General features: G+C 75.0%; 12 protein-coding genes. 8 read left to right on the top strand and 4 right to left on the bottom strand.

The features are described from left to right. Positions 1-2,233, bottom strand: a 2,233-nt coding sequence (locus tag LWC35_RS11720) for an ATP-binding protein (protein WP_232870097.1), incomplete at its 3' end; no start/stop codon positions are given. Positions 2,234-2,400: 167 nt separating this feature from the next. On the opposite strand from LWC35_RS11720, the gene LWC35_RS11725 reads away from it, so the two are divergent. The 4 genes from LWC35_RS11725 to LWC35_RS11740 all read left to right on the top strand — a co-directional run bounded on the left by LWC35_RS11725 (position 2,401) and on the right by LWC35_RS11740 (position 6,498). Then, positions 2,401-4,005, top strand: coding sequence for a peptide chain release factor 3 (locus tag LWC35_RS11725; RefSeq protein ID WP_232870098.1), 1,605 nt, complete (start codon positions 2,401-2,403; stop codon positions 4,003-4,005). A gap of 7 nt (positions 4,006-4,012) precedes the next feature. Next, a complete protein-coding gene (locus LWC35_RS11730) occupies positions 4,013-5,305 on the top strand; it encodes a D-arabinono-1,4-lactone oxidase (RefSeq protein WP_232870099.1) in 1,293 nt (430 codons plus the stop codon). A 61-nt stretch (positions 5,306-5,366) separates the two neighbouring features. Continuing rightward, positions 5,367-5,669, top strand: coding sequence for a hypothetical protein (locus LWC35_RS11735; protein ID WP_232870100.1), 303 nt, complete (start codon positions 5,367-5,369; stop codon positions 5,667-5,669). Positions 5,670-5,811: 142 nt separating this feature from the next. Beyond that, a complete protein-coding gene (locus tag LWC35_RS11740; protein WP_232870101.1) occupies positions 5,812-6,498 on the top strand; it encodes a pentapeptide repeat-containing protein in 687 nt (228 codons plus the stop codon). Here the strand turns inward: LWC35_RS11740 and LWC35_RS11745 are convergent. Continuing rightward, positions 6,482-6,862: a hypothetical protein gene (locus LWC35_RS11745; RefSeq protein ID WP_232870102.1), complete on the bottom strand. Its 381-nt coding sequence runs from the start codon at positions 6,860-6,862 to the stop codon at positions 6,482-6,484. The genes LWC35_RS11740 and LWC35_RS11745 overlap by 17 nt on opposite strands. Continuing rightward, complete coding sequence (locus tag LWC35_RS11750) at positions 6,859-7,356, bottom strand: NADPH-dependent FMN reductase (protein WP_232870103.1); 498 nt, start codon at positions 7,354-7,356, stop codon at positions 6,859-6,861. Before LWC35_RS11750 ends, LWC35_RS11745 begins: the two co-directional genes overlap by 4 nt. 865 nt (positions 7,357-8,221) lie before the next feature. Between LWC35_RS11750 and LWC35_RS11755 the strand changes: the two genes are divergently transcribed. The 3 genes from LWC35_RS11755 to LWC35_RS11765 all read left to right on the top strand — a co-directional run bounded on the left by LWC35_RS11755 (position 8,222) and on the right by LWC35_RS11765 (position 12,263). Beyond that, complete coding sequence (locus tag LWC35_RS11755) at positions 8,222-8,581, top strand: bifunctional 3-phenylpropionate/cinnamic acid dioxygenase ferredoxin subunit (protein ID WP_232870104.1); 360 nt, start codon at positions 8,222-8,224, stop codon at positions 8,579-8,581. Then, positions 8,578-11,004: a GcvT family protein gene (locus LWC35_RS11760; RefSeq protein WP_232870105.1), complete on the top strand. Its 2,427-nt coding sequence runs from the start codon at positions 8,578-8,580 to the stop codon at positions 11,002-11,004. The genes LWC35_RS11755 and LWC35_RS11760 overlap by 4 nt, the downstream gene beginning before the upstream one ends. Before the next feature lie 131 nt (positions 11,005-11,135). Next, positions 11,136-12,263 (top strand): aromatic ring-hydroxylating oxygenase subunit alpha, encoded by a 1,128-nt coding sequence (locus LWC35_RS11765; protein WP_232870215.1) that lies wholly within the window; start codon positions 11,136-11,138, stop codon positions 12,261-12,263. Positions 12,264-12,312: 49 nt separating this feature from the next. Here the strand turns inward: LWC35_RS11765 and LWC35_RS11770 are convergent, their stop codons facing one another. Next, positions 12,313-13,104, bottom strand: a complete 792-nt coding sequence (locus tag LWC35_RS11770; RefSeq protein ID WP_232870106.1) for an IclR family transcriptional regulator — start codon at positions 13,102-13,104, stop codon at positions 12,313-12,315. A 70-nt stretch (positions 13,105-13,174) separates the two neighbouring features. Between LWC35_RS11770 and LWC35_RS11775 the strand changes: the two genes are divergently transcribed. Continuing rightward, the gene (locus tag LWC35_RS11775; protein ID WP_232870107.1) at positions 13,175-14,647 is read left to right on the top strand and encodes an aldehyde dehydrogenase family protein; all 1,473 of its coding nucleotides are present in this window, start codon (positions 13,175-13,177) and stop codon (positions 14,645-14,647) included. Positions 14,648-14,668 lie beyond the last annotated feature (21 nt).

Genomic DNA, 14,668 nt, shown 5'->3' on the forward strand with positions numbered 1-14,668 from the left:
GCTCCAGCGCCCGCTCGTAGGGCGCGCCGATCGCGGCCCAGCCCTCCGCGGCGCCGAGCCGGTCGCCGCGCAGGGCGGCCCGGGTCTCGGCGGGGCAGCCCCGGAAGGCGACGACGGGCTCGCCCAGCCGCGCGAGGGCGCGCAGGACATCGGCGCGTTCCCGCTCCCGGCCCGGCCGGTCGGTGCGGGCGAGGAGGTCACGGGCGGCGGCGACGTGCGCCGGGGCGGGCCGGCCGGTGAGCCAGGCGTGCTCCAGGGCCGCCGCGAGCACCGGGAGCCGCTGGAAGGCGCTGGCGGAGTCCTCGGCGTAGGTCAGGGCGTCGGCCAGCAGGCGCGGGGCGTCGTCGTCGCCCCGGCGGACGGCGAGCAGGGCGAGCCCCGGCAGGCAGTAGCGCAGCAGCACACCGCGGCCGCCGGACCGCTCGAGGATCGCCCGGTAGCCGGCCTCCGCAGCGGCCCAGTCGCCGTGCAGGGCCCGCAGCCGCAGCCGGTAGGAGCGGCAGGCGTGGTCGAAGAACGGGAAGTCCCGGCCGCGCCCGAACTCCTCACGCTCGGCCAGCAGCGCGTCCATCTCGTCGTACCGTCCCTGCTGCCACAGCGCGATCGCGGTGTTGAGGTAGCCCATCATCGCGGCGTCCTGGTCGCCCGCCTCCCGGGCGAGGGCGAGCCCGCGGCGTGCCTCGGCGTAGCCGTCCGAGTCGCCGAGCGCCATCCGGGCCCGGCCGCGGAACACCAGCGGCACTGGCGGCGTCCGCCCGCCCGCCCGCGCCGCGACGGCCAGCGCCTCCTCCAGCGGTGCGAGCGCCTCGGCCTCACGGTCCAGGTTGACCAGCAGGGTGCCCAGGTGGGTGAGGGCGAAGACCCGTTCCGGGCCGTCCCCGGCCTCGGTGAGCCCGGCCGCACGCGTCGCCGACGCGAGGGCCGCGGCCGGCTGCTGGTCCGACCACTGCTGCACGGACAGCACGGCGAGCGCGTGCGCGAGCGCCCGGGGATCGCCGCCCTCCCGCAGCCGGACGGCCTCGGCCGCCGCGCGCACCCCCTCCCCGGCACCGGCATGGAACAGGGCCCACGAGTAGGCGTCCTGCACGGCCATCCGGGTCGGCTCGTCGAGCAGGTGCGCGACCCGCAGCACCTCGGCGTAGAGCCGCGCGCCCTCCGTCTGTGCGCCGGCCCGGCAGGCCTGCGCGCCGGCCTCCGGCCCGTGCTCGGCCACCGCGCGCTCGTCGCCCGCGGCCACGGCGTGGTGCACGACGCGCACGAGGTCGGGCCCGGGCGCGGCGAGCAGCGCGGCGACGACCCGGGCGTGGTGCCGCATGCGGCCCAGCACCGGCTGGGCGTCCTCGACGGCCCGGCGGGCCAGCTCGTGCCGGAACGCGACCGCCGTCGGCCGGACCTCGAGGATCCCGCGGCGCTCCGCCTCGGCGATCACGGTGAGGTCGTCGACCAGCGCCCGGGCCAGCGACAGCTCGACCCCGCCGGGCACCACCGCGAGCCGGTCCAGGGCCTCCCGGGCGGGCTCGTCGAGCGTCCGGATCCGGGCCAACACGGCGTCGACCACCGTGGCGGGCGGGGTGTCCGCCGGGGCCCCCGACGCGATGACCTCGGTGAGGAAGAAGGGGTTCCCGCCGGTGGAGCGGTGCAGCGCCGCGGCGTCGGCGCCCGTGCCCGCGCTGAGCCGCGCGACGGCGGCCGGTGACAGCGGGCCCGGGGCGAGGCGATGGACCGCGGGCCCGGTGAGGGCGCCGAGGAGGGACGGCAGCGGGTGGCCGGGCGGCGCCTCCCCGTCGCGGTAGGTGAGCACGAGGACCGCGGGCAGGTCGGGGACCCTGCGCCCGGCGTGCCGCAGCACGTCGAGTGTCCCCTCGTCGGCCCAGTGCACGTCCTCGACCACCAGGACGGTCGGCGCCCCGGGCCCGGCCAGCTCCTCGAGGAGGGCGCCCATCACGGTCTCCCGGTCGCCCGACCGCGCCGCCGCGGCGAGCGGGCCGGCCTCCGGGTGCCGCGCCGCGTCCCGCAACGGGCCGAGCGGGCGCGGGGAGAACAGGTCGTCGCACGCGCCGGCCAGCACCCGGGCGCGACCGGACACCCGGGCCGCGAACGCCCGGACCAGGCTGGTCTTGCCGATGCCGGCCTCGCCGGCCACGAGCACGACGGAGCCGGCGCCGGAGGCCGCCCCCGCGACCGCCCCCTCCAGCGCCTCGAGCTCCGCCGCGCGCTCGAGGAGCGACCCCATCGGGCGATCGTGACAGCCCGGACGTCCGGAGCGGAAGGCCCCGGACCGCTCGACCGGTGCGCGACGACACGCCCCGCCCTGTCCCCGCGCCCGCCGGGCACGCCTGACCGGCGGTTACCCTGGATCACGGCGCGTGCCACCGGGGCCGCGGCGGAGGGAGTGCGCAGGTGGTGCAGGTCGGATCGGCCGTTGCGGGGGACGTGCTCGCGGAGGCCGGGCGGCGGCGGTCGTTCGCCGTGATCAGCCACCCCGACGCCGGCAAGTCGACGCTCACCGAGGCGCTCGCCCTGCACGCCGAGGTCATCGACTCCGCGGGTGCGGTGCACGGCAAGTCCGGGCGCAAGGGCGTCACCTCGGACTGGATGGAGATGGAGCGCCAGCGCGGCATCTCGGTGTCGAGCGCGGTGCTGCAGTTCGCGTACAAGGACGCGGTCGTCAACCTGCTCGACACCCCGGGCCACGGCGACTTCTCCGAGGACACCTACCGCGTGCTCGCGGCCGTCGACGCCGCGGTGATGCTGCTCGACGCCGCCAAGGGCCTCGAGCCGCAGACGCTGAAGCTGTTCGACGTCTGCCGCTCGCGCAAGATCCCCGTCCTCACCTTCGTGAACAAGTGGGACCGCCCCGGTCGCGAGCCGCTGGAGCTGCTCGACGAGGTGGAGCAGAGGATCGGGCTGCGGCCCATGCCCGTCACGTGGCCGCTCGGCGTCGCGGGGGAGCTGCGCGGGCTGATCGAGGTCGCCACCGGGGAGTTCACCCGCTACACCCGCGCGGCCGGCGGGGCGACCCGGGCCACCGCCGAGGTCGTGCCGGCCGAGGTGATCGCCGCCGAGGAGCCGCAGTTCTGGCAGACCGCCCAGGACGAGATCGCCCTGCTGGAGGAGATCGGCGCGCAGTTCGACGAGAAGGACTTCCTCGCCGGCACCGCGACCCCGGTCCTGTTCGGGGCCGCGCTGTCGAACATCGGCGTCGCCCGGCTGCTCGACGCACTGGTCGAGCTGGCCCCGTCGCCGTCGGAGCGCGAGGACGCCGAGGGCCGCCCGCGTGCGCTCGACGCCCCGTTGTCCGGCCTGGTGTTCAAGGTCCAGGCGGGCATGGACAAGGCGCACCGCGACCGGATGGCGTTCCTGCGGATCCACTCCGGGCGGTTCGAGCGCGGCATGGTGCTCACCCATGCCGCCACGGGCAAGCCCTTCGCCACGAAGTACGCGCAGTCGGTGTTCGGCAACCAGCGCACCACCGTGGAGGAGGCCTTCCCCGGCGACATCGTGGGCCTGGTCAACGCCAACGCCCTGCGCCCCGGCGACACCCTCTACGCCGCCGAGCCGGTGCACTACCCGGCCATCCCCAGCTTCGCGCCCGAGCACTTCTCCGTCGCCCGCTGCGCCGACGCGGGCAAGAGCAAGCAGTTCCGCCGCGGCATCGAGCAGCTCGACGGCGAGGGCGTGATCCAGGTGCTGCGCTCGGAGCGCCGCGGCGACCAGGCGCCGGTGCTCGCCGCCGTCGGCCCCCTCCAGTTCGACGTCGTGGCCGCGCGGATGGCGTCCGAGTTCTCCGCCCCGATCACCCTCGAGCACCTGCCCTACCAGGTCGCCCGGGTCACGGACGAGGCCGGCGAGCTGGCCCTCGCCTCGCAGTCCGAGTGCGAGGTGCTGACGCGCAGCGACGGGGTGCGGCTGGCGGTGTTCAGCAACAAGTGGCGCATGGACGTCGTGATCCGCAAGTTCCCGGACGTCCCGTTCGAGCCGCTGCTCGCCGGCACCGTCGGCTGAGCACCCCGTGACCTGGCGGAACTGGGCCGGCAACCAGCGGACCCGGCCCGTCCGGGTCGTCGCGGCGCGCGACGGCGGCGAGGTCGCCGAGGCCGTGAAGGCCGCCGCGCGGGACGGGTTGCGGGTCAAGGCGCTGGGCAGCGGCCACTCGTTCACCGGGATCGGGGTGCCCGACGGGGTCGCGGTCCGGCCGCCCTCCGCGCCGTCGGTGGTCCTCGACGGGGACCTCGCGACCGTGCCCGCCGGGCTGTCGCTGCGCGCGCTCAACGCGCTCCTGTGGGCGCACGGGCGGGCCCTGCCGAACCTGGGCGACATCGACGCGCAGACGATCTCCGGCGCGATCTCCACCGGCACGCACGGGACCGGCGCCCGCTTCCGCGGCCTCGCGGCGCAGGTCCGGGGCCTGGAGATGGTGCTGGCCGACGGGTCGCCGCTGCGCTGCACCGCCGACGAGAACCCGGAGGTCCTGCACGCCGCCCGCGTCGGGCTGGGCGCCCTGGGCGTGCTCACCTCGGTGACCCTGGGGACCGTGCCCGCGTTCCGGCTGCACGCCGTGGAGCGGGCGCTCCCGCTGGCCGAGGTCCTGGAGGATCTCGACGCGCTCACCGCCACGAACGACCACGTCGAGTTCTACTGGTTCCCGCACACCGAGCTCGCCGTGCTCAAGCGCAACAACCGCACCGAGGCGGACGCGCCGCGGCGCGGATGGGCCGCCGAGTGGGTCGGCGACGAGCTGCTCGGCAACGCGGGCTTCGCCGTGGCCTGCGGACTGGGGGCGCGGGTGCCGGCGCTGGTGCCCCGGCTCAACCGCCTGATGGCGGGGCAGATGGCCGCCGCGGAGTACGTCGACCGCTCCTACCGCGTGTTCTGCAGCCCGCGGCGGGTGCGGTTCCTGGAGATGGAGTACGCCGTGCCGCGCGAGGCGCTGGGGGAGGCGTTCGCGGGGCTGCGGACGGCCGCCGCGCGGCACGCCGTCGACGTCACGGTGCCGGTCGAGGTGCGGGTCACCGCGGCCGACGACGTCCCGCTCTCCACGGCATCCGACCGCGACACCGCGTACCTGGCCGTGCACGTGGCCCGCGGCCGCCCGCACGAGGCGTACTTCGGGGCCGTCGAGTCGGTGATGACCGCCCTCGACGGGCGTCCGCACTGGGGCAAGCTGCACAGCCGGACTGCCGCCGAGCTCCGCGGGCTCTACCCCGGCTTCGACGCGTTCGTCGCCCTCCGCGACCGGCTCGACCCCGAGGGGCGCTTCCGCAACGCCTACCTGGACCGTGTGCTGGGCGTTCCCGGGGTGTGAGACGTGTCCGAAATTGAGATTCCGCTTGTCTTGTAGGGCAGGCAGGGGGTAGCTGTTAGACATGGCTAACGCGAGGCCGGCGGTCCGGGAGTTCCGGGTGCTCCGCCGGGCCTGCCTGGCGCCGTCCACCCGTCCTGTCCCGCGGCCGCGCGCCCGTGCCGCGGACGACCCCTCCGTGCGGCTCGCCGTCGTCGCCGCGGTGGTCATGGTGGTGCTCGCCGGAGGCCTCCTCGCGGCGGTCTCCGCCGGCGCCCCGGCCGCCGTCGTGCTGGGCCTCTGCGTCCTCGCCCTCCTGGTCCGTCCGCTCGCGGTCCTGCGTCACCGCCGGGTCGCCCGCCGGCCGGGTGCGGGAACCGTGCGCTGACGCACGAGGCCGTCCGCCGTCCTCGTGCCCGCCCGGGGTGGTCGAGGGGCCGGTCGGGGCGGGGCGTGCGAGCAGATGCTCCTGCCGGGCCCGGCTGCGGGCACCGCCGGGAGCGGCCGGAGCGCCCCGGTAGCGTCGCGGCGTGGCTCGCCGGACCCGCACGACCCGCTCGTCGCGCACGACCAAGACCCTTCCCGACCCGCCCGACCTCCCGTCGTCGTACGAGGTGGCGACCGGGCCGCCGGAGACCGGGGACCTGTGGGACGGGGTCGGGGCCGGCCCGGACCTGGTCCTGCCCGAGCACGTCGCGGACCTGCGGCTGCACGAGTGCCGGTTCTCCGGGGTCGACCTCGCCGGCCGGACGCTCAGCGGCCTGCACTGCCGGGACACCGAGTTCCACCGCTGCGACCTCTCCGGTGCGGTGCTCGACGACGCCGTGTTCACCCGCGTCACGTTCACCGACTGCCGGTTCACCGGTGCGGAGCTCAACGGCGCCGGGCTGAACGACGTCCGGATCTCCGGCTGCCGCGCCGACCTGGCCCGCTTCCGGATGGCGAAGGGCACGTTCCTGCACGTCGAGGACACGTCGCTGCGCGGCGCCGATCTCTACCGCTTCACGGCGCAGGACTGCGCGTTCCTGCGCTGCGACCTCGGCGAGGCCTCCTTCGAGGACGCCCGGCTGACCGGCACGGACCTGCACGGCTCGACCGTCGACGACCTGCGCGGCCCGCTCGCCCTGCGCGGCTGCCGGATCGGGCCCGACCAGCTGGTACCGGTGGGGGCCCTGCTCCTCGCGGCGCTCGGCGTGGAGATCACCGACCGGCGTTGACACCGCCGTCCGACCGCGGGGCGCGCGGCGGCTCGTGCAGGATCGCCGACACCCGCTGCCGACTCACCCCGAAGAGCTTGCCGATCCGGGTGATCGACACCTGCTCGCGCTGCAGGGCCCGCGCCTCCTCGCGGCGGAACCGGCCGCCGGCGCTGCCGAGGTCGTCGAGCGCGCGCGTCACGGCCTCGACGACCAGCGGGCGCTCCTCCTGCGTGACGATCTCGTGCCAGCTCAGCCCGCCGGTGCGAAGGCGCTCGAGCTGGTCGACCCGCCGGCGGGCCTCGGCGAGGTCGGCGAGGGTGCGGTCGAGCTGCGAGCCGAGCTCGCGCAGCGCGGCCACCGCCGGGTCGGCCGGAGCGGTCACCGCAGGGCCATGAGGGCGGTCGCCACCGGCTTCCAGCGCTCGGCGTAGGCGTCGAGCTCGGGTGCCTCGGACCACGTCGCGTCGATCAGGTAGAGGCCGGGCAGGGCGCAGGTGCCACCGAGCTCGGACAGCACCGGCTTGAGGGTCAGGTCGGGCGCCATGGCGTGCCCCGGCCCGGCGCCCAGCATCAGCGGCACGGCGACGACGTCCTGCAGCCCGGTGCCACCCGCGAACTGGTCGAGGAAGAGCTTGAGCAGCCCGGTGTAGGTCGCCTTGAAGGTCGGGCTGGCGAACACGACCAGCGACGACTCCTGGACCGTCTTGACCGCGGCCGCCACGGCCTCGTCGCCCCAGCCGAGCAGGCCCGGGCCCAGCTCGACGAGGTCGACCACGTGGTCGGGTGCGGCGCCGGTGAGCTTCTCGGCCAGCGCGGTGCCGGCCTGGAGGGTGCGGCTGGCGGGCTTCGGGTTGCCGACGACGACGGTGACGGTCACGTGCGCTCCTGCTCTCGATCTCCGGGTTCCGGGGGCCAGCATCGCATCCCGGCCGCCCACCGCGCCGCCTCCTGCGCCGACCGCCACGCCGACCCGTCCCCGTCCTGCGCCGCCCCCCGCCGACACCCGCCGTGCCGCCCGGCGATCCGTGGCGTGTGCCCACCGCAGCGGCCCGCACCGGCGCCGGACCCGGCCGGCGGCACGCGCGCCGCCGCCCGGCCGGGGACCAGCGGTGTCGGGGTGCGAACCCCCCGTCACGGCCTACACCCACCCGTGGCCCCCACCGGCGCACGGCCGTCACCCTTTTGAGACCGTGTGGGTGTCCGCCCCCCGGTCCGTACACATCTCGGAGGAAGCACGTGAAGAACCTCGGACGCGCACTCGGCAAGTTCAGCTCCGGCCTCCTCGACGCCCTGGGCATCCTGGGCGGCTGGAACCGGGGCCGCCGCGCCCGCTGACGGCCACCGACCGCGGTGCCCGCCCGCCCCGGCCCGTCGACCGGTCGGGGCGGGCGCCCCCGGTCCCGCCCGGTCCGCGCCCCGAACGCGGACGGGTGCACGTTCCCCAGCCGCCGCCGCGGCCCCTCCTGCCGTGCCTTCGAGGGCCTCTGCGCCCCGCGCCGGCCGCCAGGCGGCGGCGCTGCCGGGCCGCCCGGCAGCCGCGCCGCCACCTCGTGTTGCTCGGCCGTCCGGCCCAACCCTTGTTACCGGCGCTTTTCCGCGCCGGATCGTTCACGGGCGACCTCGATCCGACACGCTTCCCGACCTTGACAGCGGGCGAGGTCTCCCTTCACCGTGTTGCGTGTCGTGCTGAATGTTTCGCAGTACGCACAGAGCCTGTCACCCGGCCTTCGAGGACGCGGCACATGAACTTCGCCTGCCAGCTCGCCGATCTCCCGCGCGGCACCGCCCTGCGACTCACGGACCTGCCCGGCAGTCCGCCCGTCGCCCTCTTCCACACCGACGACGGCGAGCTCTTCGCCGTCGACGACACCTGCACCCACGCCGACGCCTCCCTCGCCGACGGGTTCGTGGAGGACTGCGCCGTCGAGTGCCCCCTGCACGCGGCGATCTTCGACCTTCGCACCGGCGAGGCCGACGGGCTCGTCGCGCAGTACCCGGTCCGCACCCACACCGTGGTGATCGAGGACGGCGCGGTCTACGTCAAGCTGTCGGAGAAGGTCCCGCACCTGCCCGCCGGCGCGCGCCGGTCCGTCGCCTCGTGAGCCCTCGTGTGGTGGTCATCGGTTCCGGCGTCGTCGGGGCCGCCGTCGCGGACGAGCTGACCGAGCGGGGCTGGACGGACGTCACCGTGCTCGACCGGGGCGCGCTGTTCCTCCCCGGCGGCTCCTCCTCGCACGCGCCCGGGCTGGTGTTCCAGGCCAGCCCCTCGCGGACGATGGCCCGGTTCGCCCAGTACACCGTCGAGAAGCTGAGCTCCCTCGACCTCGACGGGCGGTGGTGCTTCAACCAGGTCGGCGGCCTGGAGGTCGCGACCGAGCCCGCCCGCGTCGACGAGCTGTGGCGCCGGCACGGGTTCCTGAGCTCGGTGGGCGTGGCGTCGGCCGTCGTCGGCCCGGACGAGTGCGCCGCGCTGCACCCGCTCGTACCGGCCGGGAACGTGCTGGCCGGCCTGCACATCCCGACGGACGGCCTCGCCAAGGCCCCGCGCGCCGTCGAGGCCCAGGCCCGGCGGGCGATCGCCCGCGGCGCGCGGTTCCTCGGCGAGCAGCGCGTCGTGGAGATCCTGCGCGACAGGGGCCGGGTGACCGGCGTCCGGACGGAGACCACCGGCGGGCCCGGCCAGGACACCTTTCCGGCGGACGTCGTCGTCCAGTGCACGGGGTTCTGGGGCCCGCTGACCGGCGCGCTGGTCGACCTGCCGACCCCGCTGCTGCCGATGGCGCACCAGTACGCCCGCACCGCCCCGGTCCCCGGGCTGCGGGACCTGGGCGCGCGGGAGGCCACCGCGCCGATCCTGCGCCACCAGGACCGCGACCTGTACTTCCGCGAGCACGGCGAGCGGCTCGGCATCGGCTCCTACGCCCACCGGCCGATCCCGATCGACCCGGCGAACCTGCCGACGCACACCGAGATGCCGTCGTCGTTCGACTTCACGCCGGAGGACTGGGCGCCGGCCTACGCCGACGCGCAGGCGCTGCTGCCCGCGCTGCAGGGCGTGGAGGTCGAGCACGGGTTCAACGGCGTGTTCTCCTTCACCGCCGACGGCATGCCGCTGCTCGGCGAGCACCCCGACCTGCAGGGCTACTGGGTCGCCGAGGCCGTGTGGGTCACGCACTCGTGCGGCGTCGCCCGCGCGCTCGCGGAGTGGCTGGTCGACGGGCACCCGTCGCTCGACGTCCACGCCTGCGACCTCAACCGCTTCACCGAGGCCCAGCGCTCGCCGGCCCACGTCGCACAGCGGGCCGCGCGGAACTTCGTCGAGGTGTACGACATCGTGCACCCGCTGGACCCGCCGGCCGGACCGCGCCCGATGCGCACCAGCCCGTTCCACCTGCGCCAGCAGGAGCTCGGGGCGGTGTTCACCGAGATCGGCGGCTGGGAGCGGCCGCTGTGGTTCGAGTCCAACGCCGGGCTGCCCGACGTCGCCCGGATCCCCACCCGCGAGGGCTGGGCGGCGAGGAACTGGTCGCCGATCGCGGGCGCGGAGGCGCTCGCGACGCGGGACCGCGTGGGGCTCTACGACATGACGCCACTGACCCGCGTCGAGGTGTCCGGGCCCGGTGCCTGCGCCTTCCTCGACGGCCTGACCACCAACAAGGTCGACGTCGCGGTGGGCCGGGTCGTCTACACCCTCATGCTCACCGCGACCGGAGGCGTGCTCTCCGACCTCACCGTGACCCGCCTGGACGAGGAGCTCTTCCAGGTCGGGGCCAACGGCGAGGTGGACGTCGACCGGCTGCGCCGGCTCGCCCCACCCGGGGTCTCCGTGCGCGACGTGACCGCCGGGACCTGCGGCGTCGGGCTGTGGGGCCCCCGGGCGCTCGACGTCCTCTCGTCGGTGAGCTCCGACGACCTCTCCTTCGGCTACTTCCGCGCGAAGAAGATCCACATCGGCGCGGTTCCCGTGCTCGCCCTGCGCGTGTCCTACGTCGGCGAGCTGGGCTGGGAGCTCTACACCACCGCCGACCAGGGCCTCGCGCTCTGGGACGCGCTGTGGGCCGCCGGTGCCGGGCACGGGATGGTCGCCGCGGGCCGGCACGCCTTCACCAGCCTTCGCCTGGAGAAGGGCTACCGGGCCAGCGGCGTGGACATGACCAGCGAGGACCTGCCCGCCGAGGCCGGGCTCGCGTTCGCCGTGAAGCCGGGGGAGTACCCGGGCGCGGCGACGGTGTCGGCCGAACGGACGGCCGGGCCCCGCCGACGGCTGGTCCCGGTGCTGATGGACGACCCGGCCGACGTCGTCACGGGGGCCGAGCCGGTCTACTCCGGCGACACCCCCGTCGGGTACGTGACCAGCGCGGCCTACGGCCCGACGATCGACGCCGGCATCGCCTACGCCTGGCTGCCGGCCGAGCTCGCCACACCCGGGACCGCCGTGGCCGTCGAGTACTTCGGTGCCCGCCTGCCCGGCGTCGTCGCCGCCGAGCCCCTGTTCGACCCCGAGGGAAAGCGCCTCCGCCCATGACCGCCGTCGAGGAATCCCCCACGAGCAGCCCGATGGTCGGCTCCGCGAGCTCCCCCTCCGGTCCGATGGTCGGCTCCGCGAGCTCCGCCTCCGGTCCGATGGTCGGCTCCGCGAGCTCCGCCTCCGGTCCGATGGTCGGCTCCGCGAGCTCCGCCTCCGGCAGCAGCCTCGTGCCCACCCTGCCGGGGCACTGGTACACCGACCCCGCGATCTTTGCGGCCGAGCAGGAGCGGATCGTCGAGGCGGGGTGGGTGTGCGTCGTCCTCGCGGCGGACCTCACCGGCCCCGGCAGCTACCGGACCGTCCAGGTGGGGCGGGAGTCCGTCGTCGTCGTGAAGGGGCGGGACACGCAGATCCGCGCCTTCTTCAACGTCTGCCGGCACCGGGGCGCGCAACTCTGCGTCGAGCCTGAGGGGCAGGTGCGCAACAAGCTCCAGTGCCCGTACCACGCGTGGACCTACGACCTCACCGGCCGGCTGATCGCCGCCCCCAACCTGACCCGGATGCCGGACGTCGACCGGTCGGCCAACGGCCTCGCGCCCGTCGCGGTCCGGGAGTGGCTCGGCTACGTCTGGGTCTGCGTGGCGGAGGAGCCTCCGTCGTTCGAGGAGGAGGTGATGGGCGCGGTGGTGACGCGGCTCGGCGACGTCGAGTCGATCGACCACTACGGCATCGAGAACCTCGCCCTCGGCCGCCGCCTCTCCTACGACGTGGCGGCCAACTGGAAGCTGATCGTCGAGAACTTCATGGAGTGCTACCACTGCGCGACGATCCACCCGGAGCTCACCGAGGTGCTGCCGGAGTTCGCCGACGGGTACGCCGCGCAGTACTACGTGGGGCACGGCGCGGAGTTCGGCGAGCAGGTGCAGGGCTTCACGGTCGACGGCTCGGCCGGGCACGCCCGGATCCCCGGGATCGCCGAGGACCAGGACCGCAGGTACTACGCCATCACGATCCGCCCCGGCGTGTTCGTCAACCTCGTGCCGGACCACGTGATCGTGCACCGGATGACCCCGGTCGCGGCGGACCGCACGCTGGTGGAGTGCGACTGGCTGTTCCTGCCCGAGGTCGTGGGGTCCGGCGGGGACCTGGACCGCTCGGTGGAGCTGTTCCACCGGGTCAACGCCCAGGACTTCGCCGCCTGCGAGCGCACCCAGCCCGCCATGTCCAGCCGCGTCTACGCCCGCGGCGGCGCGCTGGTCCCCAGCGAGCACCACATCGCCGAGTTCCACCACTGGGTCCAGGCCCGCCTGGCCTGATCGCGGCGGTACCGCGCGTCGCCCGACGACCGGGACCCGCCGCGCGGCCTCACCCCGTCTCCCACCACCCCATCCGCCGGCTGATGTCGTGGGCGGCGGTGACGACGGTGGGGGCGAGGTCGTCGAGGCGCTCGGGCGGGAGGCGGTAGCTGGGACCGGAGAGGGACAGGGCGCCACACACCCCGCCGGTCTGGTCGCGGATCGGCGCGGCGACGGCGTTGAGTCCGATCTCGTACTCCTCGACGACGACCGCGTACCCCGTGTCGCGCACCCGGCGCAGGTCGGCGTCCACCGCCTCCCGGGTGGTCAGGGTGTTCTCGGTGAACTGCTCGGGCCGCTCGAGGACCTCCTTGAGCAGCGGGTTCAGGTCCGCCGGACCGAGCCAGGCGATCAGCGCCTTGCCGCTCGAGGTGCAGTGCAGCGGGGTGATGCGGCCGATCCAGTTGTAGGTCAGCACGGTCGACGGGCCGCGGGCCTGGTGCACGTTGACGGCGTGCGCGTCCTGCAGCACGGCGATGTTGACCGTCTCGCCGAACTCCTGGGCCAGCCGCTCGCAGGCCTCACGCCCCGACCGCGTGACGTCGAGTCGGCCCGAGACGGCGCCGGCCAGCGGGATCAGGCCGAACCCGAGCGTGTACTTGCCGCGGTCCGTGGCCTGCTCGACGAGCCCCCGGTCCTCCAGCGCACCGAGCAGCCGGAAGGCGGTGGACTTGTGGACCTCGAGCTCGGCGGCCACCTCGCTGACCCCGGCCTCCCCGCGGCGGGCCAGGATCTCGAGGACGGTGATGGCGCGGTCCACGGACTGCACGCCCCCGTCGCGCGGGCGCTCCGTGTTGCTCATGACGGAACTATACGGCCCGTCTTGTCCGACCTGCTTGACCATGCACCGGGTTCGGAGCACTCTCTCCGCCGTGCCAGACCTCTTCGTCGACGGCCGGTGGACCTCCGGGTCGGGCGGGTCCGCCCAGGTGGTGAACCCCTTCGACGCCTCGGTGGTGCGGTCGGTGGACCAGGCCTCGGCGGCCGATGTGGACCGCGCGGTGGCCGCCGCCCGCCGCGCGTTCGACGACACCACCGGCCCCTGGCGCACCACGGAGGCACCCGAGCGAGGCGCCCTGCTGCGCCGGATCGCCGACCTCCTCGTGCGCGACAAGGAGGAGATCGCGCACACGGAGACCCTCGACACCGGGAAGACGCTGACCGAGAGCCGCATCGACGTCGACGACGTGACGGCCGTCTTCCGCTACTACGCCGACCTGGCCGACAAGGACGCCGGACGGCTGGTCGAGACCGGCATCCCGACCGTCGTCAGCCGGGTGGTGCACGAGCCGGTCGGCGTGTGCGCGCTGGTCACGCCGTGGAACTACCCCCTGCTGCAGCTGTCGTGGAAGGTCGCGCCCGCCCTGGCCGCCGGCAACACGATGGTGATCAAGCCCAGCGAGGTCACGCCGCTGACGTCGATCCACCTCGTGAGGCTCTGCGAGGAGGCCGGGGTCCCCGCCGGCGTCGTCAACATCGTGCTGGGCGACGGACCCACGGTCGGCGCCCCGCTGACCGGCCATCCCGACGTCGACATGGTCAGCTTCACCGGTGGCCTCGCCACGGGCCGCGCGATCATCCGCGCCTCGGCCGAGACGATCAAGCGCACGGCCGTGGAGCTCGGCGGCAAGAACCCGAACATCGTCTTCGCCGACACCGACTTCGAGCTGGCCGTGGACTACGCGATGCTCGCGGTGTTCCTGCACTCCGGGCAGGTGTGCTCGGCGGGCGCGCGGCTCATCGTCGAGGACTCCCTGCACGACGACCTGGTCGCCGAGATCGCGCGGCGCGCCGGCCGGATCCGGCTGGGCAACGGTCTGGAGGAGGGCGTCGAGGTCGGGCCGCTGGTGTCCGAGGCGCACCGGGCCAAGATCGAGGGGTTCGTGGCCGCGGCGCGGGAGGAGGGCGCGACGGTCGTCTGCGGTGGCGCCCGCCCCGACGACCCGGCCCTGGCCAAGGGCTACTTCTACCTGCCCACGGTGCTCACCGACGTCACGCGCGACATGCGGGTGATCCGCGAGGAGACCTTCGGCCCGATCCTCACCGTCGAGCGCTTCACCACCGAGGACCAGGCCGTCGAGCTGGGCAACGACACCGAGTACGGCCTCGCGGGTGCGGTCTTCACGCAGGACATGGGCCGCGCGCACCGGGTCGCCTCCGCGCTGCGGCACGGCACCGTGTGGATCAACGACTACCACCCGTACGTGCCCGGGGCGGAGTGGGGCGGGATGAAGCGCTCCGGCAACGGCCGTGAGCTCGGGCACGCCGGTCTCCACGAGTACCAGGAGGCCAAGCACGTGTGGCAGAACACCGCCCCCGCGCCGCAGGGGTGGTTCAAGGGCTGATCGTCGGCACGGACGTAGGGA

This window comes from Pseudonocardia kujensis, from assembly GCF_021283305.1.
In the GTDB taxonomy this organism is placed as follows: Bacteria; Actinomycetota; Actinomycetes; order Mycobacteriales; family Pseudonocardiaceae; genus Pseudonocardia; species Pseudonocardia kujensis.